The organism is Photobacterium sp. OFAV2-7, assembly GCF_022347985.1.
Classification (GTDB): Bacteria; Pseudomonadota; Gammaproteobacteria; order Enterobacterales; family Vibrionaceae; genus Photobacterium.
The window spans coordinates 1-26,371 of record NZ_JAKRFQ010000013.1; the positions used below are offsets into that span (position 1 = coordinate 1).

Annotated in this window: 38 protein-coding genes; 12 read left to right on the forward strand and 26 right to left on the reverse strand. The window is 49.7% G+C overall.

The window, feature by feature from the left end; translation table 11 throughout:
* From MHN01_RS02640 to MHN01_RS02695, 12 genes are all read left to right on the forward strand, one after another.
* A partial coding sequence (locus MHN01_RS02640; protein WP_239409913.1) for an O-antigen ligase occupies positions 1-779 on the forward strand: 779 nt, incomplete at its 5' end.
* Positions 763-1,458 carry an acyltransferase gene (locus MHN01_RS02645; RefSeq protein ID WP_239409914.1) on the forward strand — a complete coding sequence of 232 codons (696 nt, stop codon included), beginning with the start codon at positions 763-765 and terminating at the stop codon, positions 1,456-1,458. The genes MHN01_RS02640 and MHN01_RS02645, both read left to right, overlap by 17 nt.
* A gap of 1 nt (position 1,459) precedes the next feature.
* Positions 1,460-2,626, forward strand: a complete 1,167-nt coding sequence (locus MHN01_RS02650; protein ID WP_239409915.1) for a glycosyltransferase — start codon at positions 1,460-1,462, stop codon at positions 2,624-2,626.
* A 67-nt stretch (positions 2,627-2,693) separates the two neighbouring features.
* On the forward strand, positions 2,694-3,032 hold the full coding sequence (locus tag MHN01_RS02655; protein ID WP_239409916.1) for a hypothetical protein: 339 nt from the start codon (positions 2,694-2,696) through the stop codon (positions 3,030-3,032).
* A 2-nt stretch (positions 3,033-3,034) separates the two neighbouring features.
* Positions 3,035-4,477, forward strand: a complete 1,443-nt coding sequence (locus MHN01_RS02660) for a Wzz/FepE/Etk N-terminal domain-containing protein (protein WP_239409917.1) — start codon at positions 3,035-3,037, stop codon at positions 4,475-4,477.
* Positions 4,474-5,550 (forward strand): glycosyltransferase, encoded by a 1,077-nt coding sequence (locus MHN01_RS02665; protein WP_239409918.1) that lies wholly within the window; start codon positions 4,474-4,476, stop codon positions 5,548-5,550. The genes MHN01_RS02660 and MHN01_RS02665 overlap by 4 nt, the downstream gene beginning before the upstream one ends.
* A gap of 12 nt (positions 5,551-5,562) precedes the next feature.
* Positions 5,563-7,386, forward strand: coding sequence for a sugar transferase (locus tag MHN01_RS02670; RefSeq protein WP_239409919.1), 1,824 nt, complete (start codon positions 5,563-5,565; stop codon positions 7,384-7,386).
* Between the two features lie 61 nt (positions 7,387-7,447).
* A complete protein-coding gene (locus tag MHN01_RS02675; protein ID WP_075762900.1) occupies positions 7,448-7,756 on the forward strand; it encodes an STAS domain-containing protein in 309 nt (102 codons plus the stop codon).
* A 4-nt stretch (positions 7,757-7,760) separates the two neighbouring features.
* On the forward strand, positions 7,761-8,540 hold the full coding sequence (locus MHN01_RS02680) for an OmpA family protein (protein ID WP_239409920.1): 780 nt from the start codon (positions 7,761-7,763) through the stop codon (positions 8,538-8,540).
* Positions 8,537-11,212, forward strand: coding sequence for an SLBB domain-containing protein (locus MHN01_RS02685; protein WP_239409921.1), 2,676 nt, complete (start codon positions 8,537-8,539; stop codon positions 11,210-11,212). The genes MHN01_RS02680 and MHN01_RS02685 overlap by 4 nt, the downstream gene beginning before the upstream one ends.
* Positions 11,209-11,904, forward strand: a complete 696-nt coding sequence (locus MHN01_RS02690; RefSeq protein WP_239409922.1) for a hypothetical protein — start codon at positions 11,209-11,211, stop codon at positions 11,902-11,904. Before MHN01_RS02685 ends, MHN01_RS02690 begins: the two co-directional genes overlap by 4 nt.
* Before the next feature lie 20 nt (positions 11,905-11,924).
* The gene (locus tag MHN01_RS02695; protein ID WP_239409923.1) at positions 11,925-13,400 is read left to right on the forward strand and encodes a SpoIIE family protein phosphatase; all 1,476 of its coding nucleotides are present in this window, start codon (positions 11,925-11,927) and stop codon (positions 13,398-13,400) included.
* On the opposite strand, the gene MHN01_RS02700 is transcribed toward MHN01_RS02695, so the two are convergent.
* The 26 genes from MHN01_RS02700 to rplW form a co-directional block, all read right to left on the reverse strand.
* Positions 13,397-14,380: a glycosyltransferase family 4 protein gene (locus MHN01_RS02700; RefSeq protein ID WP_239409924.1), complete on the reverse strand. Its 984-nt coding sequence runs from the start codon at positions 14,378-14,380 to the stop codon at positions 13,397-13,399. The genes MHN01_RS02695 and MHN01_RS02700 overlap by 4 nt on opposite strands.
* Positions 14,381-14,467: 87 nt before the next feature.
* A complete protein-coding gene (gene rplQ / locus MHN01_RS02705; RefSeq protein ID WP_075762906.1) occupies positions 14,468-14,854 on the reverse strand; it encodes a 50S ribosomal protein L17 in 387 nt (128 codons plus the stop codon).
* 33 nt (positions 14,855-14,887) lie between these two features.
* Positions 14,888-15,877 carry a DNA-directed RNA polymerase subunit alpha gene (gene rpoA / locus MHN01_RS02710; RefSeq protein WP_075762907.1) on the reverse strand — a complete coding sequence of 330 codons (990 nt, stop codon included), beginning with the start codon at positions 15,875-15,877 and terminating at the stop codon, positions 14,888-14,890.
* Between the two features lie 23 nt (positions 15,878-15,900).
* Entirely contained in the window at positions 15,901-16,521 is a 621-nt protein-coding gene (rpsD, locus tag MHN01_RS02715; protein WP_239409925.1) for a 30S ribosomal protein S4, read from the reverse strand.
* Between the two features lie 27 nt (positions 16,522-16,548).
* Positions 16,549-16,938, reverse strand: a complete 390-nt coding sequence (gene rpsK, locus MHN01_RS02720) for a 30S ribosomal protein S11 (protein WP_005370963.1) — start codon at positions 16,936-16,938, stop codon at positions 16,549-16,551.
* Positions 16,939-16,957: 19 nt separating this feature from the next.
* The gene (gene rpsM / locus MHN01_RS02725; protein ID WP_075762909.1) at positions 16,958-17,314 is read right to left on the reverse strand and encodes a 30S ribosomal protein S13; all 357 of its coding nucleotides are present in this window, start codon (positions 17,312-17,314) and stop codon (positions 16,958-16,960) included.
* A 145-nt stretch (positions 17,315-17,459) separates the two neighbouring features.
* On the reverse strand, positions 17,460-17,573 hold the full coding sequence (gene rpmJ / locus MHN01_RS02730; RefSeq protein WP_000868186.1) for a 50S ribosomal protein L36: 114 nt from the start codon (positions 17,571-17,573) through the stop codon (positions 17,460-17,462).
* 29 nt (positions 17,574-17,602) lie between these two features.
* Positions 17,603-18,928: a preprotein translocase subunit SecY gene (secY, locus tag MHN01_RS02735; RefSeq protein ID WP_075762910.1), complete on the reverse strand. Its 1,326-nt coding sequence runs from the start codon at positions 18,926-18,928 to the stop codon at positions 17,603-17,605.
* 22 nt (positions 18,929-18,950) lie between these two features.
* Complete coding sequence (gene rplO, locus MHN01_RS02740; protein WP_075762911.1) at positions 18,951-19,385, reverse strand: 50S ribosomal protein L15; 435 nt, start codon at positions 19,383-19,385, stop codon at positions 18,951-18,953.
* A gap of 5 nt (positions 19,386-19,390) precedes the next feature.
* Positions 19,391-19,570 carry a 50S ribosomal protein L30 gene (gene rpmD / locus MHN01_RS02745; RefSeq protein WP_005302823.1) on the reverse strand — a complete coding sequence of 60 codons (180 nt, stop codon included), beginning with the start codon at positions 19,568-19,570 and terminating at the stop codon, positions 19,391-19,393.
* A gap of 5 nt (positions 19,571-19,575) precedes the next feature.
* Positions 19,576-20,073, reverse strand: coding sequence for a 30S ribosomal protein S5 (gene rpsE / locus MHN01_RS02750; RefSeq protein ID WP_036817708.1), 498 nt, complete (start codon positions 20,071-20,073; stop codon positions 19,576-19,578).
* A 12-nt stretch (positions 20,074-20,085) separates the two neighbouring features.
* The gene (gene rplR / locus MHN01_RS02755; RefSeq protein ID WP_068330631.1) at positions 20,086-20,439 is read right to left on the reverse strand and encodes a 50S ribosomal protein L18; all 354 of its coding nucleotides are present in this window, start codon (positions 20,437-20,439) and stop codon (positions 20,086-20,088) included.
* Between the two features lie 9 nt (positions 20,440-20,448).
* Positions 20,449-20,982: a 50S ribosomal protein L6 gene (gene rplF, locus MHN01_RS02760; RefSeq protein ID WP_239409926.1), complete on the reverse strand. Its 534-nt coding sequence runs from the start codon at positions 20,980-20,982 to the stop codon at positions 20,449-20,451.
* Positions 20,983-20,994: 12 nt separating this feature from the next.
* Positions 20,995-21,387, reverse strand: coding sequence for a 30S ribosomal protein S8 (rpsH, locus tag MHN01_RS02765; protein WP_007469110.1), 393 nt, complete (start codon positions 21,385-21,387; stop codon positions 20,995-20,997).
* Positions 21,388-21,422: 35 nt separating this feature from the next.
* On the reverse strand, positions 21,423-21,728 hold the full coding sequence (gene rpsN, locus MHN01_RS02770) for a 30S ribosomal protein S14 (protein WP_239409927.1): 306 nt from the start codon (positions 21,726-21,728) through the stop codon (positions 21,423-21,425).
* 15 nt (positions 21,729-21,743) lie between these two features.
* Positions 21,744-22,283 carry a 50S ribosomal protein L5 gene (gene rplE, locus MHN01_RS02775; protein WP_239409928.1) on the reverse strand — a complete coding sequence of 180 codons (540 nt, stop codon included), beginning with the start codon at positions 22,281-22,283 and terminating at the stop codon, positions 21,744-21,746.
* Positions 22,284-22,300: 17 nt separating this feature from the next.
* Positions 22,301-22,612, reverse strand: coding sequence for a 50S ribosomal protein L24 (gene rplX, locus MHN01_RS02780; RefSeq protein ID WP_239409929.1), 312 nt, complete (start codon positions 22,610-22,612; stop codon positions 22,301-22,303).
* Between the two features lie 11 nt (positions 22,613-22,623).
* The gene (gene rplN, locus MHN01_RS02785; RefSeq protein WP_075762918.1) at positions 22,624-22,995 is read right to left on the reverse strand and encodes a 50S ribosomal protein L14; all 372 of its coding nucleotides are present in this window, start codon (positions 22,993-22,995) and stop codon (positions 22,624-22,626) included.
* A gap of 164 nt (positions 22,996-23,159) precedes the next feature.
* The gene (gene rpsQ, locus MHN01_RS02790) at positions 23,160-23,414 is read right to left on the reverse strand and encodes a 30S ribosomal protein S17 (protein ID WP_239409930.1); all 255 of its coding nucleotides are present in this window, start codon (positions 23,412-23,414) and stop codon (positions 23,160-23,162) included.
* The gene (rpmC, locus tag MHN01_RS02795; RefSeq protein WP_007469134.1) at positions 23,414-23,605 is read right to left on the reverse strand and encodes a 50S ribosomal protein L29; all 192 of its coding nucleotides are present in this window, start codon (positions 23,603-23,605) and stop codon (positions 23,414-23,416) included. The genes rpsQ and rpmC overlap by 1 nt, the downstream gene beginning before the upstream one ends.
* Positions 23,605-24,015: a 50S ribosomal protein L16 gene (gene rplP, locus MHN01_RS02800; protein ID WP_075762920.1), complete on the reverse strand. Its 411-nt coding sequence runs from the start codon at positions 24,013-24,015 to the stop codon at positions 23,605-23,607. Before rplP ends, rpmC begins: the two co-directional genes overlap by 1 nt.
* A gap of 11 nt (positions 24,016-24,026) precedes the next feature.
* Positions 24,027-24,716: a 30S ribosomal protein S3 gene (gene rpsC, locus MHN01_RS02805; RefSeq protein WP_239409931.1), complete on the reverse strand. Its 690-nt coding sequence runs from the start codon at positions 24,714-24,716 to the stop codon at positions 24,027-24,029.
* A 19-nt stretch (positions 24,717-24,735) separates the two neighbouring features.
* Positions 24,736-25,068, reverse strand: coding sequence for a 50S ribosomal protein L22 (rplV, locus tag MHN01_RS02810; RefSeq protein WP_007469139.1), 333 nt, complete (start codon positions 25,066-25,068; stop codon positions 24,736-24,738).
* Between the two features lie 14 nt (positions 25,069-25,082).
* Positions 25,083-25,361: a 30S ribosomal protein S19 gene (gene rpsS / locus MHN01_RS02815; protein ID WP_007469141.1), complete on the reverse strand. Its 279-nt coding sequence runs from the start codon at positions 25,359-25,361 to the stop codon at positions 25,083-25,085.
* A 20-nt stretch (positions 25,362-25,381) separates the two neighbouring features.
* A complete protein-coding gene (rplB, locus tag MHN01_RS02820) occupies positions 25,382-26,206 on the reverse strand; it encodes a 50S ribosomal protein L2 (protein WP_075762922.1) in 825 nt (274 codons plus the stop codon).
* 18 nt (positions 26,207-26,224) lie between these two features.
* Positions 26,225-26,371, reverse strand: a 147-nt coding sequence (rplW, locus tag MHN01_RS02825) for a 50S ribosomal protein L23 (protein WP_239409932.1), incomplete at its 5' end; no start/stop codon positions are given.

Consider the following 26,371-nt stretch of genomic DNA (forward strand, 5'->3'; position numbering starts at 1 on the left):
TCACCATTGGACGAGACATTGGCTCTGTACTGGGCGATCCCAATGACCTGGCCCTGGTGCTTTTGTTTCCTGTTTCTTTTGCCCTAGCCTATAGCTTTCATGGCAACAAGTGGCAACGAGGCCTTACCATCATCACGCTAATTGTCCTATTGATGAGTATATTGGCAACCCAAAGCCGGGGCGGGCTGTTAGGAATCGCAAGCGGGATATTTGCACTGACATTATTGAAAAGCCGCTCCGTTATTGTACCGGTCATCTTCAGCAGTATCGGCCTGCTCGCACTGATCGCCCTGGCCGGGATCAGTGATCGCTCCTCCGGCGGAGCGGCAGAAGAAGGGATTGATGAATCCGCTATGGGGCGCATATACGCCTGGCAGGCAGCCTTCAATATGGCAGTCGCCAACCCGTTCACCGGCGTCGGACTCGATAACTTCTTATATAACTATTATTTCTACTCACCACACTGGGACGGAAAAAACCACGCCGTCCACAGTACCTGGATGCAGATCATCGCAGAAACCGGGTTTGCCGGGTTGGTATTGTTTCTGCTTATGCTTATCGGAGCCCTCAAAGTGAGCTACCGGCTACTGAAAAGATTGAACAACCATGAAATGAAGCCGCTGGCCCAGGGGCTATGGCTTGGCATGGTGTCATTCTGTGTCAGTGGGACCTTTTTAACCCAAGGCACAAACTGGCCCCTTTATATTCTCATTGGCCTGATTCTGGCACTTGATCGGCTAACACTGATACCGGAGGATAAACATGCGAACCTTAGTTAAACAGCATCTCAGCCCAGCCCAAATTATCTCTATCAAACAACTGCTACAGAGAGTCAGGGGGAGCTACCTGCCCTGTATTCCTCTGCTGCATTCACTGCTCTATCATCTGCACCTTGCAACAAAGAACATGATTCATTGCATATTGCAAAAATGCTATTTCACCCCGCTCTTTGTTTCCCAGCTTGCTCATCGCCCTAAAAGCCTTCAGCTAGATTGCGGCATGCCACAAATACTCGGCCAGCTCAATATCAGCCTCGGGGAGCAATGTCGTCTCTCAGGAGTATCAACATATTGCGGCAGAGTATGGGGGGCACAACGACCTCAGCTGATCATCGGCGATAATGTGGACATCGGCTGGCAGAACACCCTGGCCGTCGGTACCAAAGTTCAGCTTGATGACAACGTCCGCCTCGCCGGAAAAGTATTTTTAGCCGGTTTCCCCGGCCACCCCATGGAACCCCATGCCCGTGCTATCGGCCAACCTGATACCGACCAGCAAATCGGCGATATTCATCTATGCCGTGACGTATGGCTTGGCACCGGAGTCATGGTTATGGCCGGTGTCACCATAGGTGAAGGCAGCGTCATCGCTGCAGGCAGCGTGGTGACCAAAGATATCCCACCGGGCGTGCTGGCAGGAGGCAATCCGGCAAAGGTGATCAAAAACTTGGAGTATTAAAATGGAATTTCTTGTATTCGGAGAAGACTGGGGGCGGCATCCTTCAAGCAGCCAGCATATTTTAACCGCGCTGATGGACCGCTATGAGGTAACTTGGATTAATTCTATCGGGCTACGCCAACCCAAACTGAACTGGCGAGACATTAGCAGGGTCAGAGAAAAACTGTACGCAACGCTTAGCCATCGCTCGCGGGTTAAAACAGGTAACACCAAAGAGTGTAATCCCAACCAGGCTCCAGCCACAATCATCAAGCCTCTGGTGTGGCCTGTTGCACAGGCTCCCCTTATCAAAAAAATCAATAATGCATTGCTGAATATGCAGCTTTACCGCAAACAAAAACGCCGCATCATCTGGGCGGCGCTACCCACAGCGGTGGATTACCTGGATATCTGCGACAGTGATCTTGTGATCTATTACTGCGGTGATGATTTCTCATCCCTCGCCGATGTTGATCACCATTATGTCACTGAAATGGAAAAACAGCTCATTCACAGGGCCGACATTATTCTGGCTTGCAGCCCGGCCTTACAAGACAAGTTTCCGGCCAGTAAAACCTGGTTGCTTCCTCACGGCGTCGCCTTATCGCAATTTGCAAAACCTGCGTCTTGTCCTGCTGATATCAGCACAACACAACCCAGCGTCGGGTTCTATGGCAGTATCAATAACTGGCTCGATCAAAGCCTGTTAGCCCACCTGGCCAACGCCCGGTCCGGTATCAACTTCTACCTGGTTGGCCCGGTAAATACGGATATCACCGCACTCAGCCATATTCCAAATATCCATTTCCTGCCTGCCAAGCCCCACCACCAGCTGGCGGGTTATCTTCAGCACTGGACTGCGGCAATTTTACCCTTCATCGATAACGCTCAGATCCGAGCCTGTAATCCACTAAAACTAAGGGAGTATCTGGCGGCTGGCTGCCCGGTGATCAGCGCTGATTTTCCTGCCGTTCATCCCTATCAGCCATTGGTAACAACTGCCACCAGCCCGAATGAGTGGCTACAGGCAATTGATAGCCATTGCCAGTTCAGCCACAGTGAGCGACAAGCTTATGCCAAGCAGGCCTCTGTACGAATCGCCCATGAAAGCTGGGAGAATCGCGCCAATGCCGTTATCGAATTAATAAATTCAAAACTAATGTCCGAAAAAACAGACTCCCCGTCATAATTTTTCTAACTCTGGGCACCTTTTTTGCTACTACTTCTATATACCCGTTAACAGAGAAGGTAGTCAGATGAAAAGGATCCTTTGTCTATGCAGCAGTCTCATTTTATGGGGGTGTGCCAGTACGGTTCATACCCCTCAGGAGCTCACCCTCTATTTCAGCCCGGAACAAACCTCCCTAACAGCTGAGCAGAACAGAAAAATAACCCGCTTTCTCGACAACCACCCCTATCACCAGTTGACGGCTTTAGTTGCACCGGCGGCGATGGAGGATCCTTTCAAAGCGCTCGTCCAGGGGCAAAAACGTATTCAGGCTGTCAGCCAGATTTCCGACGATCGAGAAATCCCGCTATTGCTGAAATACGCCCCCAAGCAGACAGCTGATACGCTGATCTTGATGAGGCAATAGCCATGCGGCACAAGTTATTTGCCAAGCTCTATCCGCTAATCCATGCCATGTGGGTTCACAGGTATCTGATCCTGCTGCCGGTACTTATCATGCCGTTACTGATGACAGCGGGCAGTTTCCTCAAGGCCAAGCGCTACTATGCCCAAACCACAATCCTGGTTCAGGAAGCGGCAATGCTCAATCCGTTTCTCGAAGACCTCTCCATTTCAATGAACCTGAAACAGCGCATCAAGGCATTACGGGTATTACTGCACAGCCACTCTGTATTGGAACGGGTTACTACCGAGCTTGAGCTGGCCCCCGTCACAGACAAAACGCAAAGAGAAGTCGTCATCAGCAACCTAAGCCAGAGCCTGAGTGTTACCCTGGTCGGCAATGATTTGGTTCAGCTTGGGCTAAACTGGCCAACCCCGAGAGAAATGCCGGTGATTTTGAACAAAGTTTCCGATATTTTTCTCGACAAGCTCCGCGCTCCGGGACGGGCCTCCGTCGACGGTTCTGAAGTTTTTCTCCACAAGCAGCTTGAATCGACCCAGCAAGATCTCGAGCTGGCCGAAAGCGAACTGGCTTTGTTCAAAGCCGAGCATGCCGATAACCTTCCCCAGCTACAGGGAATGAAGGTACAAAACGATGCCCGCCTTAATTCACTCATTCAGGAAACAGAACTAGCCCTGCTGCACGCCAAAACCCAGCGTGATAATTTCTTCCAGCGCCTGGCCAGTACCAATCCGGTTGTCGGAATGCTGGAAGAGGAAATCGTCAAAGCCGAGGCCGAGCTGGCAATGCTGCGAGCAAGCTATACCGACCGCCACTCAGCGGTCAAAGCGGTACTGCGCAAGCTTGGTCGCCTGAAGCAAGAACGTTCCCGACTGGTTGACGAGCAGCAATCCCTCAGCGCCCAGGAAGTCAGTCAACTCTGGCAGCGCGTGGCAAACCATACCCAAAGCCGCGATAACAATAACCAACCAATACTGCTCAGCCAGTTCGAAAAACTTCAGCAGGCGGAAAGCCAGATCCAGACATTGGATGGTGAGCTGAAGCTGCTTCAGGCGCAGGCCACCCAACTACAGAGTAAAAGGGCCGAATTCGCCACATTGGAAAAGCAACTAAAGATCCTGCAGCGTAACTATGACGTCAAATCCAGGATCTATAACCAGCTTTTGGAGCGTTATGAAATGGCCAAGGTCACAGGCCACCTAGGTCGTTTTGAGGAACCCGACAAACTGCAGATCATCGATCGCCCAATCCAACCCCACCGCCCGCTGAACTGGCCATGGTGGCTTAATTTCCTTCTCGGCATTGTGGCTGGACTCGGGCTCGGCCTGTCCCTTGCCTGTGCCGTACAGCTACTAGATACCCGGTTATACCAGACAACCCAAATCAATCGACTAACCCGAGTACCGGTACTCGCCAGGATCCCCAACTTTCCAGGGAGTTCATCATGAAGCATGTCACACTACAAATTGTCCAACACCTGTGTCCAGGCGGTATCGAGAGACTCGTTCTCAATCTACTGCGCTTTTCCTCTCCCAGTCATGATGTCTACGTTGTCTCGCTGGAAGGAGAGAAGCACTCGGCCATTGCAGCCTGGCCTGAATTGCAACCGTTCGCATCTCGCCTTTTCTTTCTCGACAAGCCCAAAGGCAGAGATCTCAATACGGTTATTTCATTGCGACAGCTCATCAAGCAGCTCAAGGTGACCACCGTGCACTCTCACCATCTTGGCCCATTACTCTATACCCGTCTCGCCACTATCGGCCTGTCCCTGAATCACATCCAGACCGAGCATGACAGCTGGCACTTGCACGACACCAAACAGCGGTTCATCACCCGCTGGCTATTAAAAGGGACCAATATTCATTTAATCGCCGATGCCCCCCGGGTTGCCGAACAACTGAATCAATATGGGATCACCACCAGCCAGGTCATCGTCAACGGCATAGACACCGAACACTTTACGCCCGGTAACCAACTACTCGCCAGGCAGGTTCTTCAACTTCCCGCCAATCAGATCATTATTGGTTGTGCCGGCCGGTTAGTGCCGGAGAAGGGAATCGATACCATGCTCGAGACACTCACTTTCCTTCCGGACAACCACCGACTAGCCATCGCAGGCAGTGGACCTGAGCAATCTTCGCTAATTAAAAAAGCCGAACAGCTTGGAGTTTCCCACCGAGTTCACTGGCTCGGGCATTGCGCCAACATGCGAAATTATTACCGGGCGATTGATATTTTCTGTATGCCCTCCCGCCAGGAAGGGCTGCCTCTGGCCTTGCTTGAAGCTCAGGCCTGCGGCAAAAGCGTCGTCGCAACAGCTGTCGGGGGGATTCCGGACCTGCTTTGCCCGCACAGCGGCCTACTTATCAACCCCGATGAGCCACAAGAGCTGGCCAGAGCACTAACAAAAGGGTTAGGCGCCGCTGAAACCTATCGTGAAAGTAATGCCCAATACATTCGTAATCAGGCTGACGTCCGGATAATGACGGCCACTTACGAAGCATTAGCTCATTCAAACTAGGGGGAAATAACAATGACACTCGAATGGATGTTACTCATCTTTCTTAGCCTGCTTATTGTTTATCACCATATGATCTACACCAGTATGATGATCTGGCTTGGCCGAAATCGCAGTGCCAATGAACATGCAACGCGTTCCAACTCTGCAAATGAGGAACAGGTCGAAGAGCATGACCAATACTTTCCTTCTATTGCACTGGTCATGCCGGCGCACAACGAGGAGCAATGCATTGAAGCCAAGCTGGCTAACCTGCTGATGCTGGACTATCCGGCTGAGCAGCTCTCCGTCTGGATTTGCTGCGATGGCTGTACCGATCAAACCGCCAGGATCATTGAACGATGGAAAAATAAGTTTAGCGCCGCGGGCATTGCGCTTCACGTCATAGAGGATGAAACCAACCGCGGTAAGCTGGCCCGGATAAATCAGCTAATGGCGCAAGCGAAAGATACCTCCGAGCTTATTGCCCTCAGCGATGTCTCTGCCCTGATCTCCATCGATGCCTTGAAGCAAGCCGCGGCAAACTTCCGCAACCCGCAAACAGGGGCAATTACGTGCTGCTACCTACTGGCCGAGGCCACACTTGGCGAAGAACAATACTGGCAATGGCAGAACAACATCCGCCATGCCGAATCCCACCTTGGCAATGTGATGGGAGGAAATGGCGCTTTTTATATCATGCGCGCCAAGCTATTTACCCCACTGCCGGAAGATACCATCAACGATGACTTCATGTTGCCGATGACAGTGATCAAGCAAGGCTACAATGTCGTGTTTAACCAAAGCATCAACAGCGTCGAGCTCACCCCCACCGACGAACAACATAACCACAAACGCCGCCAGCGTATTGGAGCCGGCAACCTTCAGCAGCTAATACGCTGCCGATTCCTGTTCCAGTTCCGTCACTACAAGACCAACTGGCTGTTTGCATCCGGCAAGGGACTTCGTACCATTATGCCTTTTATTCTGCTGTTCTATTTTGCTCTTAGCATCATCATGGCATGGCAAGGAGTCAGGATTGCCCAGGGATTAGTCACTTTACAGAGTGTTGCCTATCTACTGGCACTGCTGCCTTTGTTGGGTATCCACAGCCGTCTAACCGACAAGCTGCATTACTTTATTGGCGGCTACTTCTCCTCCCTGCTCGGTATGCTCCGGTATCTCGGCGGCCAGTTTCGACAAGGGTGGCGCCACCTGCCTCCTATCGCAAACTATCAGACACAATCAACCCAGGCCCTCAAACGCGGCAGTGACATTGTCCTCAGCCTTGTAGGTATGCTGCTTACCCTTCCCCTATGGCCATTGCTGGCAATTCTTATCAAACTCGACTCGCCCGGACCGGCCTTCTACCATCAGCTCAGGGTCGGTCGGATCACCGAGGACAAGGCAGAGCTCTTTAACGTCATCAAGTTCCGCACCATGACCCAGAATGCTGAGAATCAGTCTGGTGCTGTCTGGGCTACCCAGAATGATCCGCGCATCACACGCATCGGACGCTTTCTCAGGGCGACTAGGCTTGACGAACTGCCTCAGTTTATCAATGTGTTAAGGGGAGATATGTCGTTAATCGGCCCACGACCGGAGCGGCCCGAAATGTGTGGCGATTTGCAAAATGCATTGCCTTTTTATCTCGAGCGGACCGCAGGCCTTCGTCCCGGCATTACCGGCCTGGCACAAGTCAACCAGGGCTATGACAGCTGTCTGGATGATGTAAAAAACAAAATAGCCTGGGATCACGCCTACGCCGTCGCATTAGGCTCACCGCTTCAATGGCTTAGAATGGATTTCTACATCATTTTTAAAACTATCTACATCATGGTATCCAAACGCGGACAATAGTTGGCATATCACTTGTATTGCTTACCCGTAAGCAAAAATCAATTTCAGACAAGAGGTTAGTATGCAAGCTATAACAGGTTCTGTCGTTACCCTGCCAATTCACGATGAGTTTGATGCCCATATTGCCAGACAAATGGAGCCAGAGTTTGAGTCACTCAGCCAAACCGAGGAAAGTGAGCTGATACTTGACCTGACACAGGTACAATTTATTGACTCCTGCGGAATTGGTGCCATTGTTTTCTTATACAAGCGATTGAAAAGCAGAGATAAAAAATTACGCCTGCTTAATGTCAATGGCCAGCCACGCCAGCTGATGCAAATGTTACGGATAGACAAGGTGATCCCGATGATCACCTCAGCGGAGTTGTGACGATATGGATAAATTTCCGATCCTGCTGATGATCTTTGCGATCAGCGGCTGTACAACCTGGCCCACATCGGGTGAAAACCCGTACACACCGCCGGATAGGGATCAATGGCTTGAGCTCGAGCATCATGACTTCGAGCTGCAGCTGTTGGCAACCCGGGGAGCTAAACTCTGCTTGCCCGGCCAGTACCAACAACTGGAAAACTTGTACAGCAAGGCTCGCCAGGAAGCCAAAGCCGGGTTCAGCGATGATGCCGATATCACGTTACTGGAATACCAGACGCAATTTGGCAAGATCCAGCGTCAGATGGACTGGCTGGAATACCACACCCTGTGCCTGGATCCCCGCTATTCAGAAATAGAGCTCAGAGATAGATTCCTGCTCTTAATGCTTATCGACAACCAGTTTGCCTTTAACCGGGCCAAGCTACTGCCCGACTACCAACAAGCGCTAAGACGTGCAGCATCAATTCTAAAACGCCAGAACCACTGGCACCTCCAGCTAACCGGTCATACCGACACCATCGGCACACGGGAAAGTAACAACCAACTAGGCATGAAACGAGCCGATGCCGTACGCAGATACCTGATAGAACAAGGCGTCGACGCCAATCAGATAACTACCTTTAGCGCAGGCGAAGAGCTATCTGTTGAAGATCCCCGCTCTCGGACCCAACGGCTCAGCAACCGCAAAGTAGATGCCAAAGTCCTTGTTGAGCACCATACCCGTTCCATTCACCGGGTCTACTCACTGCAAGACTGGCATGCAGTCAGGGAGTCGCTATGAGTCGAGCCTTGCTGTTGGTACTGCTGCTCATTATTGCTCCGGCCTGGGGGACAACCCTGACCCCCGGTGACCGGGTGTACCTGCAGCTCCCTGGCGAGAGTGCATTTGACGATCCTTTTACCATTGATGACCAAGGGCAGCTCAGGCTACCCGAAGCAGGGCTTATCACCGTTGCCGGGCTCAGCATTGACGAAGCAGAGCAAAGGATCCGTAAACGGCTCAGTACCATCTACCGAAACTTAGACGAACTTGAACTGAGCATCATGGAACATCTGATCCGTATACAGGTTCTCGGCTATGTCGAGCAGCCGGGGATGGTCTCACTCAAACCCGGTAGCAATATACAAATGGCCGTTGCCGAAGCTGGCGGAGCAAGGCCCGGGGCCCAGCTGGACCAGTTCAAGTTAATCCGAAACAGCAAAACGCAAGTCTTCAACTATAAGCAATACCTTGATTCTGGCGATCCCGGTCAGCTACCAGCCATCAAAAGCGGTGATACTATCTTTGTTCCGGCCTCTCCTCTACTGGGTAACATCGAGGTGAACTTTGATGCTGCTTCTCTAAGAGAAGGCGGGGATGCCGACGAAGAGCAAGGGATCACGATTTTTGGTGAACTGCGTAACCCTGGTACATTTAGCTTCAAGCCGGATATGACAGTCGTCGATGCGCTCATGCGGGCTGATGGTGTCACCCGTTACGCCGATGTCACCAAGATACGGGTCATTACCGACAACATCCCTTACCAGTTTGATCTCAAGGCCTATCTTGATACCGGGGATGCCAGCAACCTGCCGCCAATTAAACCCGGCACCACGATTTTTGCACCAATTGAAGTTGAAGATATCAATACGACATCACGGACTGTCTACGTCATGGGTGAGGTCAAAGCCCCCGGCGCCTACGAAAGCTCTCCCGGAACAGGCTTTATTGATGTACTGGCCAATGCTGGCGGCCCCACCCGGTTTGCCGATACGACGCACATTAAGCTGCTTAGCAATGTGAACGCCCCACTCAGCATCAACCTGGTCGAATATACACGCGCCCCTGGCCAAAATACGCTCCCTCCGATCGAGCCAGGTGATGTTATCTTCGTGCCCGAGAAAATCGACTTCAACGAAAAGTCGTGGCTGAAAGTCACCAACGACCGTGCTATCAAAATTATCGGGGCCATCAACAACCCGGGCCGTTTTGAGTGGAGTGACTCCATGAGCTTCATGGATCTGCTGGCCCATGCCGGCGGACCAAAACAGCAGGCTAACCTGAGCAATATCCGGATCATCCGCGAATCCGCCGCAAAAAACGAACCCAGAGTGACCTTTTTCGACTTTGTCGAATTTACCAAGGCCGGCCAGCCGAAAGGTAAACTCCCGCAGTTGAGGGCGGGAGATACCGTGATTATGGATGAACTCCCCCATGATCCAACCGACAATAAATCCAGCTGGCTACGCCAGTCAGCCCGAGACTCCATCTATATTTTCGGTCAGGTCGGCGCCCCGGGTCGTTACGCCTTCAATAACGAACAGGGGTTTCTCGATATTCTATCGGCAGCAGACGGACCAACCGGCGAAGCGGATATCCAGGAAGTCCTGATCAGCCACCGCAGCGGCAAGGATACCGAGGTAACCCGCTTTAACCTCTCGCATTATTTCGAAACCGGCAATGAGTCACTCATTCCCGATGTAGCCCCTGGCGATGTCATTTATATCCCACAGTTGGAGAAGGCTGCCGACGAACGTGCAGTCAAGGTGATCGGCGCCGTAAACGCCCCCGGACGATTCAAATGGAACGATACTATGACGTTTCTCGATATCCTTGCTATGGCTGGCGGGCCCAAGCAGCAGGCAAATATCAGCAACATCAGGCTCATCAAGGAACAACAGAACACTCCCGAAAATGTCATCTACTTTGACCTGGAGAATTTCATCAATGAAGGGGGCAATTTCGCCGCCCTACCACTGCTAGAAGCCGGTGATACCATCGTCATCGACGAGCTTCCCCATGACCCGACCGATAATAAAGCCAGCTGGATCCGCCAATCAGCCGATGACTCCATCTATGTCTTTGGTCAGGTCGGCGCACCGGGACGCTATGCCTTCAATCGGGAGCTGGGATTTCTCGACATCCTTTCCGCTGCCGACGGACCAAACGGTGATGCGGACTTGCGGCAGATCAGGATCAGCCACCGCGATAAAAGCCAGGCCCAGGTAACCAAGCTAAATCTTTCCCTTTATTTTGAAACGGGTGACGAAAGCCTGTTGCCCGTTGTCGTTCCCGGCGATGTTATCTATGTACCCAAGGAGCAGGGAAACTGGCTCGATAAACCGGCCGAACGGGTGGTACGCCTGATGGGATCGGTCAACAAGCCCGGCCGTTATACTTTCAACAACCAGATGAACATTCTTGATCTGCTGGCCGAAGCCGGTGGCCCGTCAGACGAAGCCTATATCGAACGGATCATGATTGTGAATACGTCATGCTGTGGCGATCAGGCCCAAACCTTTAACCTGCGTGACTATGTCATCGATCCTGCCCGTTACCCTCTCCCCCTGCTTCGTCCCGGCGATACCGTTTATGTGCCCAATGAAAGTGACTCTATCGGGGAGCAATGGCGGCAGGGACTGCGGGATGTTTTAGGACTATTCACCCTTATTGCCTTGGGAGCCGCACTATGAAGCCCTGGTTAAGTGCAGAGTACGATCAACTCTTTCACAAAATTCATCAACTTGACGCGCGGGTGATCACCCTGGCTGGCGCCAGTCCGGGCTGCGGCACATCGACCCAATCAATGTGGCTGGCCAGACGATGCGCCGAAGACCAGCACAGCGTGCTATTGATCGACCTTGATCTGTCGGGATCCGGACAGGGTCACCCTTCCGGACCATGGCAAAGCGATGGTACCGGCGAGTCAGATGTGTTAATCCATCTTGATCAACAGCTTGATCTTTTGCCCCAACCCAGCGTTCACCGGACCATTCTTGATCTTCGCCAGCCGCAAACGCTCGCCGCCGCACTGGAGCGCTGGAAGAAAAACTATCACTATATCATCTGCGATATCGGCACCATCAGTACAGCCAACTGGCAAAACTTACCCATTACAGCCATCAGCCATATTAGCGATGCATCAATTCTCTGTCTGGCGGCTGCGCAAACAACAGAGAGTGAGCTCTTGACCAGTATGACAAAACTGGAGCAGGGAGGCGTCCATCTGCTCGGAACATTGATTAACGACAAGAGCAACCCTTCCCTGTCACAGGAAATCATCCGGGTACTCCACGGTAAAGCACGCTGGATACCCGAAACAATCAAACGTAGGCTGATCCACTACCTGCAGCATAACCCTCTATTACTCGGTAAGTATCAATAAGCCAGGGGAAATATCACTCAATGAGCCAGCTTCTGTTTCAGCGCCAATTCACGCTTAGCTATGACAATCTAAAGTCGATACGAAAAGTACTGGCAGACAAAGCCTCTGTTATGGGTCTCAGCCCCGAGCTGACTCAAAACCTCAAGCTGGTGTGCAGCGAGTATTGTACTAACCTGCTTGATCACCAAGCCGAGCCCGCAAACCACATTTCGATCAGCTATGAACGCTCAGGTCACCATCACTACCTCGCTATTAAAGACAACGGTTCTGCATGGCTAGAGCTCGAAGAGCAGCTACAGAGCGCTGAATTACCAAGCAGTGAAGTGGAAAACGGAATGGGGCTGGCACTGATCCGCGCAACATTTCCGGATTTTGACTATCGGATCACCCCCTCCCATAACCGGATCCGTTTCCGGCTACCAAGGCAAACTACACGTAAACAAATTCTGATTGTGGATGATAGCAGCAGCCAGTTGGCTCTATTGGCCAGCTTCCTTGAGCCCGACTATCAGTTGGCACTGTTTAGCCAGGCAAGCGAAGCATTGGTCTGGCTGGCCAAGAACCACTGCGATCTGGTACTGGCTGATCTTCACATGCCAAATATCAACGGCTTTGACTTTCGAAACAAGGTGGCCGCACTCGAACGTCATCAAATGCTGCCTTTCGTTTTTCTCTCCGGCGATACAAAAGACAACACACGTAATGCTGCCGCCCAGTCGGGCATTGATGACTTCCTGGCAAAACCCATCACCAAGCCACACCTGCTTAGCGTCCTCGGCAGGGTTATCGAACGGCACAGCAACTTATCAGCCTGCTTCGAGGCCAAGCTGAAGCAACAAATCACAGCCAACAACAGCCACAGCGATGTTCAGCCGCTCCCTTCCCCTTTGCAATTACTCATCGACCAACAGCCGCAAGTCGGTGGTGACTTTGTCATGCAACGCCAGTTGGAAGACGGTTCACAGTTACTGGTGCTAGGCGATCAGATGGGTCACGGACTTGCCGCAAAAATCAATGGCTCGGTATGTTTCGGCTTTATCGGCGGGTTGCTGTATCACGATAATATCTCTCCTAAACAGCTATTTACGTCACTCAACCGCTACCTCTATCACACCAACGAGGCTACCAGCTTGGTATGCCTGCTGGTAATCCATATCAACAAAGACAGTACCGTTACAATTTATAATGCTGGCATGCCAAACCCTGTTCTTTTGGGAAGTACAGCTCGGGAAGTAGAGGGCGGCATGGGGCTGTTAGGGCTATTCGAAACCGTTGACGTAGTCGGTACCAAAGTACAACTATCGGCGAATGACAGCCTGCATTTCTATAGCGATGGATTGTTCGAGGGCAGATGGTGCCAAGAGCAGCTCAATCACATTCAAGAGATTAATACTCTACAACGGCATTCTTTCCTGTGGCAAAGTACCCCTCAAAACCCTGCCGATGACTGCAGCGTGCTAACCATACTCTATGATGGACAAGAACGAAAAAATTAACCTAACTGGTATATTTCGGCCAACTGTGGCCAGCGAGCTTCAGCCGCAAAATGGGTTGCGATACGGTGCTGTGAATACTGGGAAAGTTGCAACCACCCAAGATCCCCGGCCAGATCAAGATCATCGATCAATACCGTTAGCTGCTCCCATTGTGGTTCGGCAACCAGGCTTCTTGATGGCAACAAGGAGGTTAGTTCCCCCACGTTTGTCGCCACAACCGGCACTCCATGAGCCATCGCCTCAAGCGCTGCCATTGGCAAGCCTTCAGCACGCGAGCTAATAACCAGCAAGTCAAGCTGCTGCCAGTAGCTATCCATGGATTTTACTGCACCGTGCCAGTTAATCTTCCCCGCTCCTGCCACTATCGATCTGAGTTCTCCGTCGCCAAAGACATGAAAGCGACAAGCTGGCAGTTGCCTGCTTAAGTGAACAAAACGATCGATACCTTTTTCTGAGCTCAATCGGCCGACAAAGCCAACCTGCAACAGGGTATGTCGTTGGCGCTGAATCATTGGTGGCAGGTCAAAAATGAAATTGCGGAGCAATTCGCAGTTAAACGGAATACGTGACTGGATCCGCTGACTCACAGCAATATTGCGCGAAAGGAAACTTGTCGCCCGGTTTAATCCTTCATACAAAGCCAGCTTGCCCGACAAGGCCTCGCCTGCATGATAGCTGACAACCAACTGATATGATGACAAGACTCGATACAGCCTTGCAATAAGCGCGGCTTTATAGCCATGGGCATGTACAACATCCTCGGCATTTAATCGCCGGAAGAAGGCAGAGCAGCTGGAGTCTGAGATAAAACGAAATGGGATCTGCGATTCGGCAAGTCGCGCATACAGGGGATGGGAAGCGTAACGACGAAAAAAAACAACTTCAACATCAACACATTGACGGCGAATAAGTCGCGCTAACTGCTGAATGTGGCTTTCGACACCACCAAAGCCGGAACTGTCTACAAACAAATAAACCATACATAACCCTCGCTGTTATCCCGAAAGTTATGCAAAAAAAAAGCCGAGTCAAAGACTCGGCCTCTTTTTTATTTAACGCGCTAGTGCTTATTCAGCAGCAGCTTCTTCCTGAGCTTCAGGACGATCTACTAGCTCGATGTAAGCCATAGGGGCTTTATCGCCTGAACGGAAACCGCACTTCATGATGCGAGTGTAACCGCCCGGACGTTGAGCAAAACGTGGACCTAATTCGTTAAATAGTTTCGCAACAACTTCGTTATCACGAGTACGTGCGAATGCAAGACGACGGTTAGCAACACTGTCAGTCTTAGCTAGGGTAATCAATGGCTCAATTACGCGACGCAGCTCTTTTGCCTTAGGCAGGGTAGTCTTGATAAGCTCGTGACGTACCAGAGAGCCAGCCATGTTGCTGAACATCGCTTTGCGATGGCTGCTGTTGCGGTTGAGTTGACGACCACTCTTACGATGGCGCATGACCTAATCCTTCTAACTAGATATCAGTAACTATTAATCTTCAGCGATTGATGCCGGCGGCCAGTTTTCCAGGCGCATACCCAGAGACAGACCACGTGAAGCCAGCACGTCTTTAATTTCAGTCAAAGACTTCTTACCAAGGTTTGGCGTTTTAAGTAGCTCAACCTCAGTGCGCTGAACAAGATCACCGATGTAGTGGATCGCTTCTGCTTTCAGACAGTTAGCAGAGCGAACAGTTAGTTCAAGATCGTCTACAGGACGCAGTAGGATCGGATCGAACTCCGGCTTCTCTTCTTTCTCTTCAGGAACTCGTACATCACGTAGATCTACGAATGCATCCAGTTGCTCAGCAAGAATTGTTGCTGCGCGACGGATAGCTTCCTCAGGATCAAGCGTACCGTTAGTCTCCATATCGATAACAAGCTTGTCTAGGTCAGTACGTTGTTCAACACGTGCTGCCTCTACTGCGTATGCGATACGGTCAACTGGGCTGAAAGTTGCATCAACTAGCAGACGACCAATTGGGCGCTCATCTTCTTCTGTGTGAATACGAGCAGACGCTGGTACATAGCCACGACCACGCTCTACCTTGATGCGCATGCTGATATCAGCATTGTCATCAGTTAGGTGGCAGATTACGTGTTCTGGGTTCGCAATCTCAACATCACCGTCGTGGGTGATGTCACCTGCAACAACAGGGCCTGCACCAGATTTGTTCAGAGTAAGGATAACTTCGTCTTTACCCTCAACCTTAACGGCTAGACCTTTAAGGTTTAGAAGGATCTCAAGAACATCTTCCTGTACTCCTTCTTTGGTGCTGTACTCGTGTAACACACCGTCGATCTCAACTTCAGTTACGGCACAACCCGGCATTGAAGACAGTAGAATACGACGTAGAGCGTTACCTAGCGTGTGGCCGAAACCACGCTCTAGTGGCTCAAGAGTTACTTTTGCGTGCGTCGTATTAACTTGTTCAATATCAACAAGACGCGGCTTAAGAAATTCTGTTACAGAACCCTGCATTGTGTCCTCTCTTAACTATAGCCTTACTTAGAGTAAAGCTCGACGATCAGGTGTTCGTTGATGTCGGCAGACAAATCAGAACGTTCTGGAAGACGTTTGAACGTACCTTCCATCTTGCTGCTGTCTACTTCGACCCAAGTCGGTAGTTCACGCTGAGTAGCAACTTCAAGAGCTGCTTTAATGCGTGCTTGGTTCTTAGCTTTCTCACGAATGCTAACAACGTCGTTAGCCGCTACCTTGAAAGAAGGAACGTTTACGACTTGACCGTTTACTAGGATCGCTTTGTGGCTTACCAGCTGACGTGCTTCAGCGCGAGTAGCACCAAAACCCATGCGGTAAACTACGTTATCTAGACGACCTTCAAGAAGCTGAAGCAGGTTTTCACCTGTGTTGCCCTTGATGCGAGCAGCTTCTTTGTAGTAGTTACGGAATTGTTTTTCTAGTACGCCATATGTACGACGAACTTTCTGCTTCTCACGAAGCTGAACGCCGTAGTCAGATAGACGACCGCGACGCGCACCGTGCATGCCCGGCGCGTTATCAATTTTACACTTGGTATCAATCGCGCGCACACCAGACTTAAGGAATAAGTCAGTGCCTTCGCGACGGCTAAGCTTCAGCTTAGGACCCAAATATCTTGCCATGTTCTTTCTCCAGTTTTCCTAGAAACGTTATACGCGACGTTTCTTAGGTGGACGACAACCGTTATGAGGGATCGGAGTCGCATCAACAATGTTAGTGATACGGAAACCCGCAGCGTTTAGAGCGCGGATAGTTGACTCACGACCAGGACCTGGGCCCTTAACCATAACTTCCAGGTTCTTAACGCCATATTCTTTGGCCATTTCACCACAACGCTCAGCAGCAACCTGTGCAGCGAACGGAGTAGATTTACGAGAACCACGGAAACCAGAACCACCTGCAGTAGCCCAAGAAAGAGCGTTACCCTGACGGTCAGTAATGGTTACGATTGTGTTGTTGAAAGAAGCATGGATGTGCGCAACGCCATCAGCTACTTGCTTGCGTACGCGCTTACGAGCGCGAGTTGGTTGTTTTGCCATTGTACTCTACCTTATCCGATTACTTTTTGATCGGCTTGCGCGGACCCTTACGGGTACGTGCGTTGGTTTTAGTACGCTGTCCACGTAGTGGTAGACTGCGACGATGACGAAGACCACGGTAACAGCCAAGGTCCATAAGACGCTTGATGTTCATGGATACTTCACGACGTAGATCACCTTCTACAGTGTACTTAGCTACACCATCACGCAGTAGATCGATCTGCTCTTCAGTCAGTTCACTGATCTTAACATCTTCAGCAATACCCGCTTCAGCCAGGATAGCCTGTGAGCGAGTTTTACCGATGCCGTAGATCGCTGTTAGAGCGATTACAGAATGTTTCTGATCAGGAATGTTAATGCCTGCAATACGGGCCACTATTCACTCCTAGTACTTTTCAAGAATAACCGCTGCAGAGCCCGTTTAGGATACGCAGCGGTGGAACAATTCTTTTGCACACACAAAAGATTGGTTGGCTAATTTAGCCAACCTACCTTCAATTTGCAAGAAATATTTCTGCTAATTAGCCTTGGCGCTGTTTGTGCTTTGGCTCACTGCAAATTACACGCACAACACCGTTGCGCTTGATAACTTTACAGTTACGGCAGATTTTCTTAACGGAAGCACGAACTTTCATTGCTAAACTCCGTAAATGGATAACCAGTCTTAACGGCCGTTGCCTTTAAGATTAGCCTTTTTCAAAACAGACTCATATTGTTGAGACATCAAATGTGTCTGAACTTGAGCCATGAAGTCCATAATAACTACAACTACGATTAGTAGTGATGTACCGCCGAAATAGAAGCGGACATTCCATGCAATCATCATAAACTCGGGGATCAGACAGATAAAGGTAATATAGAGCGCGCCTGCCAATGTCAGACGGGTCATTACTTTATCTATATATTTCGCGGTCTGTTCACCCGGGCGAATACCAGGTACGAACGCACCAGACTTCTTCAGGTTGTCAGCTGTCTCGCGAGGGTTAAACACCAACGCGGTATAGAAGAAACAGAAGAAAATAATCGCAGCAGCATAAAGCATCACATAAAGTGGCTGACCTGGACTTAGCGCCAGTGAAATATCACTTAACCAGCCTAGGTTCTCATTCTGACCGAACCACTGAGCCAGCGTACCCGGGAACAGAATAATACTTGATGCGAAAATCGCTGGAATAACCCCTGCCATGTTGATTTTCAACGGCAGGTGAGTGCTCTGGGCAGCAAAAACACGACGGCCTTGCTGACGCTTGGCATAGTTAACGACGATTCGACGCTGACCACGCTCCATGAACACTACGAAATAAATCACAGCGAAAGAAAGTACTGCAATTAACAGTAAAAGAAGTACGTGCAATTCACCTTGACGCGCTTGCTCCACTGTCTGTCCAATAGCTGGTGGCAAACCTGCAACGATACCGGTAAAGATAATTACCGAAATACCGTTACCAATGCCGCGCTCGGTAACCTGCTCACCCAACCACATCAGGAACATGGTACCGGTAACCAAACTCACTACCGCGACAAAGTAAAATCCTAGACCCGGATTATGTACCAGGCCTGGGATCATACTTGGTAACCCCGTTGCAATACCAATTGCTTGGAAGGTTGCCAAAACAAGCGTGCCGTAACGGGTGTACTGGCTAATCTTACGACGGCCAGACTCCCCTTCCTTCTTCAACTCGGCCAGAGCCGGGTGAACAACCGTAAGCAGCTGGACAATGATCGATGCCGAAATATACGGCATGATACCCAACGCCAGGATGGAAGCACGCTCAAGTGCACCACCAGAGAACATGTTAAACAGTTCAATGACGGTGCCCTTTTGCTGTTCGAACAGATCGGCAAGTACAGCAGCGTCAATACCAGGAATAGGCACAAAAGAGCCTGCTCGGAAAATTAAGATAGCACCTAATACGAATAGCAGGCGAGTCTTAAGCTCTGCTAGGCCACCTTGTGCACTACGAAAATCTTGTCCTGGTTGTTTAGCCATCTGTACCTCATCCTCGAGTTAATTATTCCTCGATTTTACCGCCTGCAGCTTCGATAGCAGCTTTAGCGCCTTTAGTCACGCGTAGACCTTTAACTGTAACGGCACGAGCGATCTCACCAGAAAGTACAACTTTCGCGAACTCAATGTTCTTAGTGATAACATTCGCAGCCTTTAGAGTTTCTAGGCTTACTACGTCACCTTCAACTTTCGCTAGCTCAGCTAGACGAACTTCAGCAGTTACCAAGCTCTTGCGAGAAGTAAAACCGAATTTTGGTAGACGCTGTTTCAAAGGCATCTGACCGCCTTCGAAGCCTGGACGTACAGAACCACCTGAACGTGATTTCTGACCTTTGTGACCACGGCCACAAGTTTTACCCAGACCTGAACCGATACCACGACCTACGCGCTTCGCAGAAGGCTTAGAACCCGCAGCCGGTGATAGAGTATTCAAACGCATTCTGATTACTCCTCAACTTTAACCATGTAGTAAACTTTGTTGATCATGCCGCGTACGCAAGCAGTATCTTCAAGTTCAACAGTGTGGTTGATGCGACGAAGGCCCAAGCCACGCAAAGTAGCTTTATGCTTCGGTAAACGACCGATAGAGCTCTTTGTCTGTGTTACTTTAATAGTCTTAGCCATGTCGATTACTCCAGAATTTCTTTAACAGAAAGACCACGCTTAGCAGCGATCATCTCTGGAGAGTTCATGCCGCTCAAACCGTCAATAGTCGCGCGAACGATATTGATTGGGTTTGTTGAGCCGTATGCTTTAGCTAGTACGTTGCGAACACCCGCAACCTCTAGCACTGCACGCATTGCACCACCGGCGATGATACCAGTACCTTCTGATGCAGGCTGCATGTACACTTTAGAACCAGTGTGGCGGCCTTTAACAGCGTGGTGTAGTGTACCGTCGTTTAGTGCAACAGTAACCATGTTACGGCGTGCTTTTTCCATCGCTTTCTGGATAGCAGCAGGAACTTCACGTGCCTTACCGTAACCAAAACCGATGCGACCGTTACCGTCACCAACTACAGTTAGTGCAGTAAAGCTGAAAATACGACCACCTTTAACCGTCTTAGATACACGGTTAACAGCGATCAGCTTTTCATGCAAATCTGATTGAGTTTTTTCGTTAGCCATCTTCCGCCTACCTTAGAATTTCAGACCAGCTTCACGAGCAGCTTCTGCTAGTGCAGCTACACGGCCGTGGTATTGGAAACCAGAACGATCGAATGCAACGTTAGAGATGCCTTTTTCAATCGCGCGCTCAGCAATAGCTTTACCTACAGCTGCAGCAGCGTCTTTGTTACCAGTACTCTTAACCTGCTCGCGGATCGCTTTTTCTACGGTAGAAGCGGCAGCGATAACCTCAGAGCCATTTGGTGCGATTACCTGAGCGTACACGTGACGTGGAGTACGGTGTACAACTAGGCGAGTTGCGCCCAGTTCAGCAATCTTACGACGTGCTCGGGTCGCACGACGGATACGAGATGCTTTCTTATCCATAGTGTTACCTTACTTCTTCTTAGCTTCTTTAGTACGCACGACTTCGTCGGCGTAACGAACACCTTTACCTTTATAAGGCTCAGGGCTACGGTAAGCGCGAATATCAGCCGCTACTTGACCAATCACCTGCTTATCAGTACCAGTTAGTACGATTTCAGTTTGAGATGGGCATTCAGCTTTGATACCGGCTGGCAATTCGTGCTCAACTGGGTGAGAGAAGCCTAGAGTTAGTGCTACAGTGTTGCCTTTAATGGCAGCACGGTAACCTACACCCTTCAGAGTAAGCTTCTTAGTAAAGCCTTCAGTAACACCAACAACCATGTTGTTAACTAGTGCACGAGCAGTACCTGCCTGTGCCCAAGCTTTTTCGAAACCTTCGCGAGGACCGAAAGTGATGGTGTTCTCTTCCTGGGACAATACAACCGCTTCGTTGATAACGCGAACTAGTTCGCCTTTACCACCTTTAACAGTGATTTCCTGACCGTTAAGTTTAACTTCTACGCCGGCAGGAATAACTACAGGTGCTTTTGCAACACGAGACATTTCCTACTCCTATTATGCTACGTAGCAGATAATCTCACCGCCAAGACCCGCTTTGCGAGCAGCGCGGTCGGTCATAAGACCCTTGGAAGTGGATACAACAGCAATACCAAGGCCACCCATCACTGATGGAAGAGCATCTTTTTTCTTGTAGATGCGCAGACCAGGACGTGATACACGTTGGATTTGCTCGATAACTGGGTTCGCTTCGAAGTACTTAAGAGTAACTTCTAGCTCAGGCTTAACTTCACCAGAAACAGTGTAGTCAGCCACGAAACCTTCTTCTTTTAGAAGAGCTGCGATAGCAACTTTCAGCTTAGAAGATGGCATTTTAACAGCAACTTTTTTCGCTGCCTGACCGTTACGAATGCGGGTCAGCATATCCGAAATCGGATCTTGCATGCTCATAAGTCAATACTCCGTGATTCTAAATTGGTAAAAAATTACCAGCTAGCTTTACGCAGACCCGGAATCTCGCCTTTCATGCAAGCTTCACGAACCTTGATACGGCATAGACCGAACTTACGTAGGTAGCCGTGTGGACGTCCAGTCTGGTTACAGCGATTACGCTGACGAGACTTCGCAGAATCACGTGGTAGTGACTGAAGTTTAAGCACTGCATTCCAGCGATCTTCTTCAGACGCATTCACGTCACTAATTAGAGCTTTAAGCGCTGCACGCTTTTCAGCGTACTTAACTACAAGCTTGGCACGTTTAGCTTCGCGTGCCTTCATTGATTCTTTAGCCATTTGTAACCCTTACTTTTACTTACGGAATGGGAAGTTAAAAGCAGATAGTAGAGCGTGAGCTTCTTCGTCAGATTTAGCAGAAGTAGTGATTGTGATATCAAGACCACGTACACGATCTACTTTATCGTAATCGATTTCTGGGAAGATGATCTGCTCACGAACGCCCATGCTGTAGTTACCACGACCATCGAATGATTTCGGGTTTAGACCACGGAAATCGCGAATACGAGGTACAGCAATTGAAATTAGACGCTCGAAGAAATCCCACATGCGTTCGCCACGTAGGGTTACTTTACAGCCAATAGGGTAGCCCTCACGGATCTTAAAGCCAGCAACAGACTTACGAGCTACAGTGATAAGCGGCTTCTGACCTGCAATAGCAGTCATGTCAGCAGCAGCATTCTCTAGAAGCTTTTTGTCGTTGATCGCTTCACCCACACCCATGTTAAGTGTGATTTTTTCGATCCTTGGGACTTGCATGATACTCTTGTATTCAAACTTTTCAGCAAGTTCTTTAACTAGAGTCTCTTTGTAGTAATCATGCAGTTTCGCCATAGTGTACTACTCCAGAATTACTTGATAGTTTCGCCAGTCGATTTGAAGAAACGAACTTTTTTGCCGTCTTCGAATCGGAAGCCTACACGGTCCGCTTTACCTTCACCGTTAACGATTGCAACATTTGAGGCGTCGATCGCAGCTTCTTGCTCTACGATGCCACCCTGAACACCCATTGCCGGAACTGGCTTCTGGTGTTTCTTAACCATGTTGATACCTTCAACGATAACTTTACCGGTTGTTAGGACCTTAGTTACTTTACCTTTCTTACCTTTGTCTTTGCCGGTAAGAACGATAACTTCGTCGTTGCGACGGATTTTAGCTGCCATTTTGTTACTCCTTACAGTACTTCTGGCGCTAGTGAAACGATTTTCATGAATTTCGCATTACGAAGTTCACGCGTCACTGGGCCAAAGATACGAGTACCGATCGGTTGCTCTGTAGTGTCGTTCAACAATACACAAGCATTACGGTCGAAGCGAATGACAGAGCCGTCTGGGCGACGAACGCCTTTACGGGTGCGAACAACCACCGCCTTCAGGACATCACCTTTCTTTACTTTACCGCGAGGAATCGCTTCTTTCACAGTAATCTTGATGATATCACCGATGTGTGCGTAACGGCGGTGAGAACCACCCAGAACCTTAATACACATTACGCGACGAGCGCCGGAGTTATCGGCTGCGTCTAGCGTACTTTGCATTTGGATCATGTTAGTGCTCCGCTAATTTTAAACATCTGGACCCATCTCGGGTCGATAGGCCTTTTCTTTAAAGGCGGCGAATAATAACACCATTTTCGACCGATGGGTAGACAAAAAATAAACGGCCCCAAATTTTTTTCGGGGCCGCTGTATTAATTAGTTGCTAAGTTCGCTTAAACGCGAGCTTTTTCAACTACACGTACCAGTGTCCAAGACTTAGTCTTAGACATTGGACGGCACTCACGAATCTCAACAGTGTCGCCTAGGCCACACTCGTTGTTTTCGTCATGTGCGTGAAGTTTAGTCGTGCGAGTGATGTACTTACCGTAGATCGGGTGCTTCACTTTACGCTCGATTGCAACAACAATAGACTTGTCGCCTTTGTCGCTAACAACACGACCAAGCTGAGTACGAATTTTTTCGCTCATTATGCGCCAGCCTTCTCAGTCAGAACGGTTTTAACACGTGCGATATCGCGACGTACAGCTTTTAGAGTGTGAGTCTGCTGTAGTTGACCAGTCGCAGCCTGCATGCGCAGGTTGAACTGTTCACGTAGCAGGTTCACAAGCTCAGCATTCAGTTCTTCAACGCTTTTAGCGCGCAGATCTTGTGCGTTCATCACATCACCGCCTTATTTACGAATGTAGTCTTGATAGGTAGCTTACGTGCAGCAAGTTTGAATGCTTCACGTGCTAGTTCTTCAGGAACACCATCCATCTCGTAAAGAACCTTACCTGGTTGAATCTGTGCAACCCAGTATTCTACGTTACCTTTACCTTTACCTTGACGAACTTCAAGAGGCTTAGATGTGATAGGTTTGTCTGGGAAGATACGGATCCAGATTTGGCCCTGACGTTTGATATGACGAGTCATAGCACGACGAGCTGCTTCGATCTGGCGAGCAGTGATACGGCCACGGCCAACTGCTTTAAGACCAAATGAACCGAAGCTTACATCAGTACCGTTCGCTAGACCGCGGTTACGACCTTTAAAGGTCTTGCGGAATTTAGTGCGTTTTGGTTGCAGCATCAATAAACTCCTTATTTACGGCTTTTGCGCTGCTTCTTAGGCTTGTCAGCCTTAGGCTCTTCAACCGGCATGCCGCCTAGAACTTCACCTTTGAAGATCCAAACTTTAACGCCGATAACACCGTATTGGGTGTGAGCCGAAGAAGTTGCGTAATCAATGTCAGCACGAAGAGTGTGTAGAGGTACACGACCTTCACGGTACCACTCAGAACGTGCGATTTCAGCGCCGCCAAGACGACCGCTTACTTCAACCTTGATACCTTTAGCGCCAAGACGCATAGCGTTTTGTACTGCACGCTTCATAGCGCGACGGAACATAACACGACGCTCTAGCTGAGACGCGATGCTGTCTGCAACTAGTTGACCGTCTAGCTCTGGCTTACGTACTTCAGCGATGTTGATCTGAGCTGGAACACCAGCGATCTTAGCAACGCGAGCGCGTAGTTTCTCTACGTCTTCACCTTTCTTACCGATAACAACGCCTGGACGAGCAGTGTGGATAGTCACACGGATGCTCTTAGCAGGACGTTCGATAACGATGCGTGATAGAGACGCTTTTTTCAGTTCTTTAGTAAGGAACTGACGTACCTTGAAGTCGCCGTCTAGGTTGTCAGCGAACTCTTGGCTGTTAGCAAACCAAGTGGTATTCCATGGCTTAACGATGCCAAGACGAATACCATTAGGATGTACTTTTTGACCCATTGCTTTCTCTCCTAGTCTCTTAGCGGTCTGCTACAACAACAGTGATGTGGCTAGAACGCTTCAAGATGCGATCGGCACGGCCTTTAGCACGAGGCATAATACGCTTCATGGTAGGACCTTCGTCAACGAAGATTTTAGCTACTGATAGATCATCAATATCTGCGCCTTCGTTGTGTTCTGCGTTAGCGATAGCTGACTCTAGAACTTTCTTGATTAGATCAGCAGCTTTCTTGTTGCTGAACTGAAGAATTTCTAGAGCTTGAGCAACTGGCTTACCGCGCAGTTGATCAGCAACCAAACGAGCTTTCTGCGGTGAGATGCGAGCAAAGCGATGTTTAGCGATAGCTTCCATTACCTATACTCCTCTTAGCGCTTCTTAGCTTTCTTATCCGCAGCGTGGCCACGGTAAGTGCGTGTTGGTGCAAATTCGCCTAGCTTGTGACCGATCATTTCTTCAGAAACGAAAACAGGAACGTGCTGACGACCATTATGGACAGCGATGGTCAAACCGATCATCTGAGGGATGATCATTGAGCGACGGGACCAAGTCTTAACAGGCTTTTTGTCACCGCTTTCCACCGCTTTCTCTACCTTCTTCAGCAAGTGCAGGTCAATAAAAGGACCTTTCTTGAGAGAACGTGGCATGGCTTATCCTCTGATATATATTACTTATTACGACGACGTACGATGTACTTGTCGGTACGCTTGTTCTTACGAGTCTTGTAACCCTTAGTAGGAACACCCCAAGGTGTAACTGGGTGACGACCGCCTGATGTACGACCTTCACCACCACCGTGTGGGTGATCAACTGGGTTCATTACAACACCACGGACAGTTGGACGAACACCGCGCCAGCGTGAAGCACCAGCTTTACCTAGCTCACGTAGCATGTGTTCTGCGTTACCAACTTCACCAAGGGTCGCACGACCTTCAGAAAGCACTTTACGCATTTCACCAGAACGTAGACGTAGAGTCACATAAGTGCCTGCACGTGCAACGATCTGAGCGTATGCACCAGCTGAACGAGCCAGCTGAGCACCTTTACCAGGCTTAAGCTCAACACAGTGTACTGTTGAACCTACTGGGATGTTGCGCATTGGTAGAGTGTTACCAACTTTGATAGCAGCATCTGCGCCAGACTGGATGGTATCACCCGCCTGAAGACCTTTAGGTGCGATGATGTAGCGGCGCTCACCGTCTGCGTACAGAACTAGAGCAATGTTTGCGCTACGGTTTGGATCGTATTCAAGACGCTCAACTTTCGCTGGGATACCATCTTTAGTACGCTTGAAGTCAATCATACGGTAGTGTTGTTTGTTACCACCACCGATGTGACGTACTGTGATACGACCGTTATTGTTACGACCACCTGACTTAGATTTTTTCTCTAGTAGAGGTGCGTACGGCTTACCCTTATGCAGGTCAGAGTTAACCACTTTAACTACGTGGCGACGACCTGGGGAAGTCGGCTTACATTTTACAATAGCCATTCTTCTTTGCTCCTAGCCTTACTCTGCACTACCAGCGAAGTCGATGTCCTGACCTTCTTTCAAGATAACATACGCTTTTTTCCAGTCGCTACGACGGCCTTCACGCATACCTTGACGCTTGGTCTTACCCTTGGCTACAAGAGTATTTACAGACTTAACTTCAAC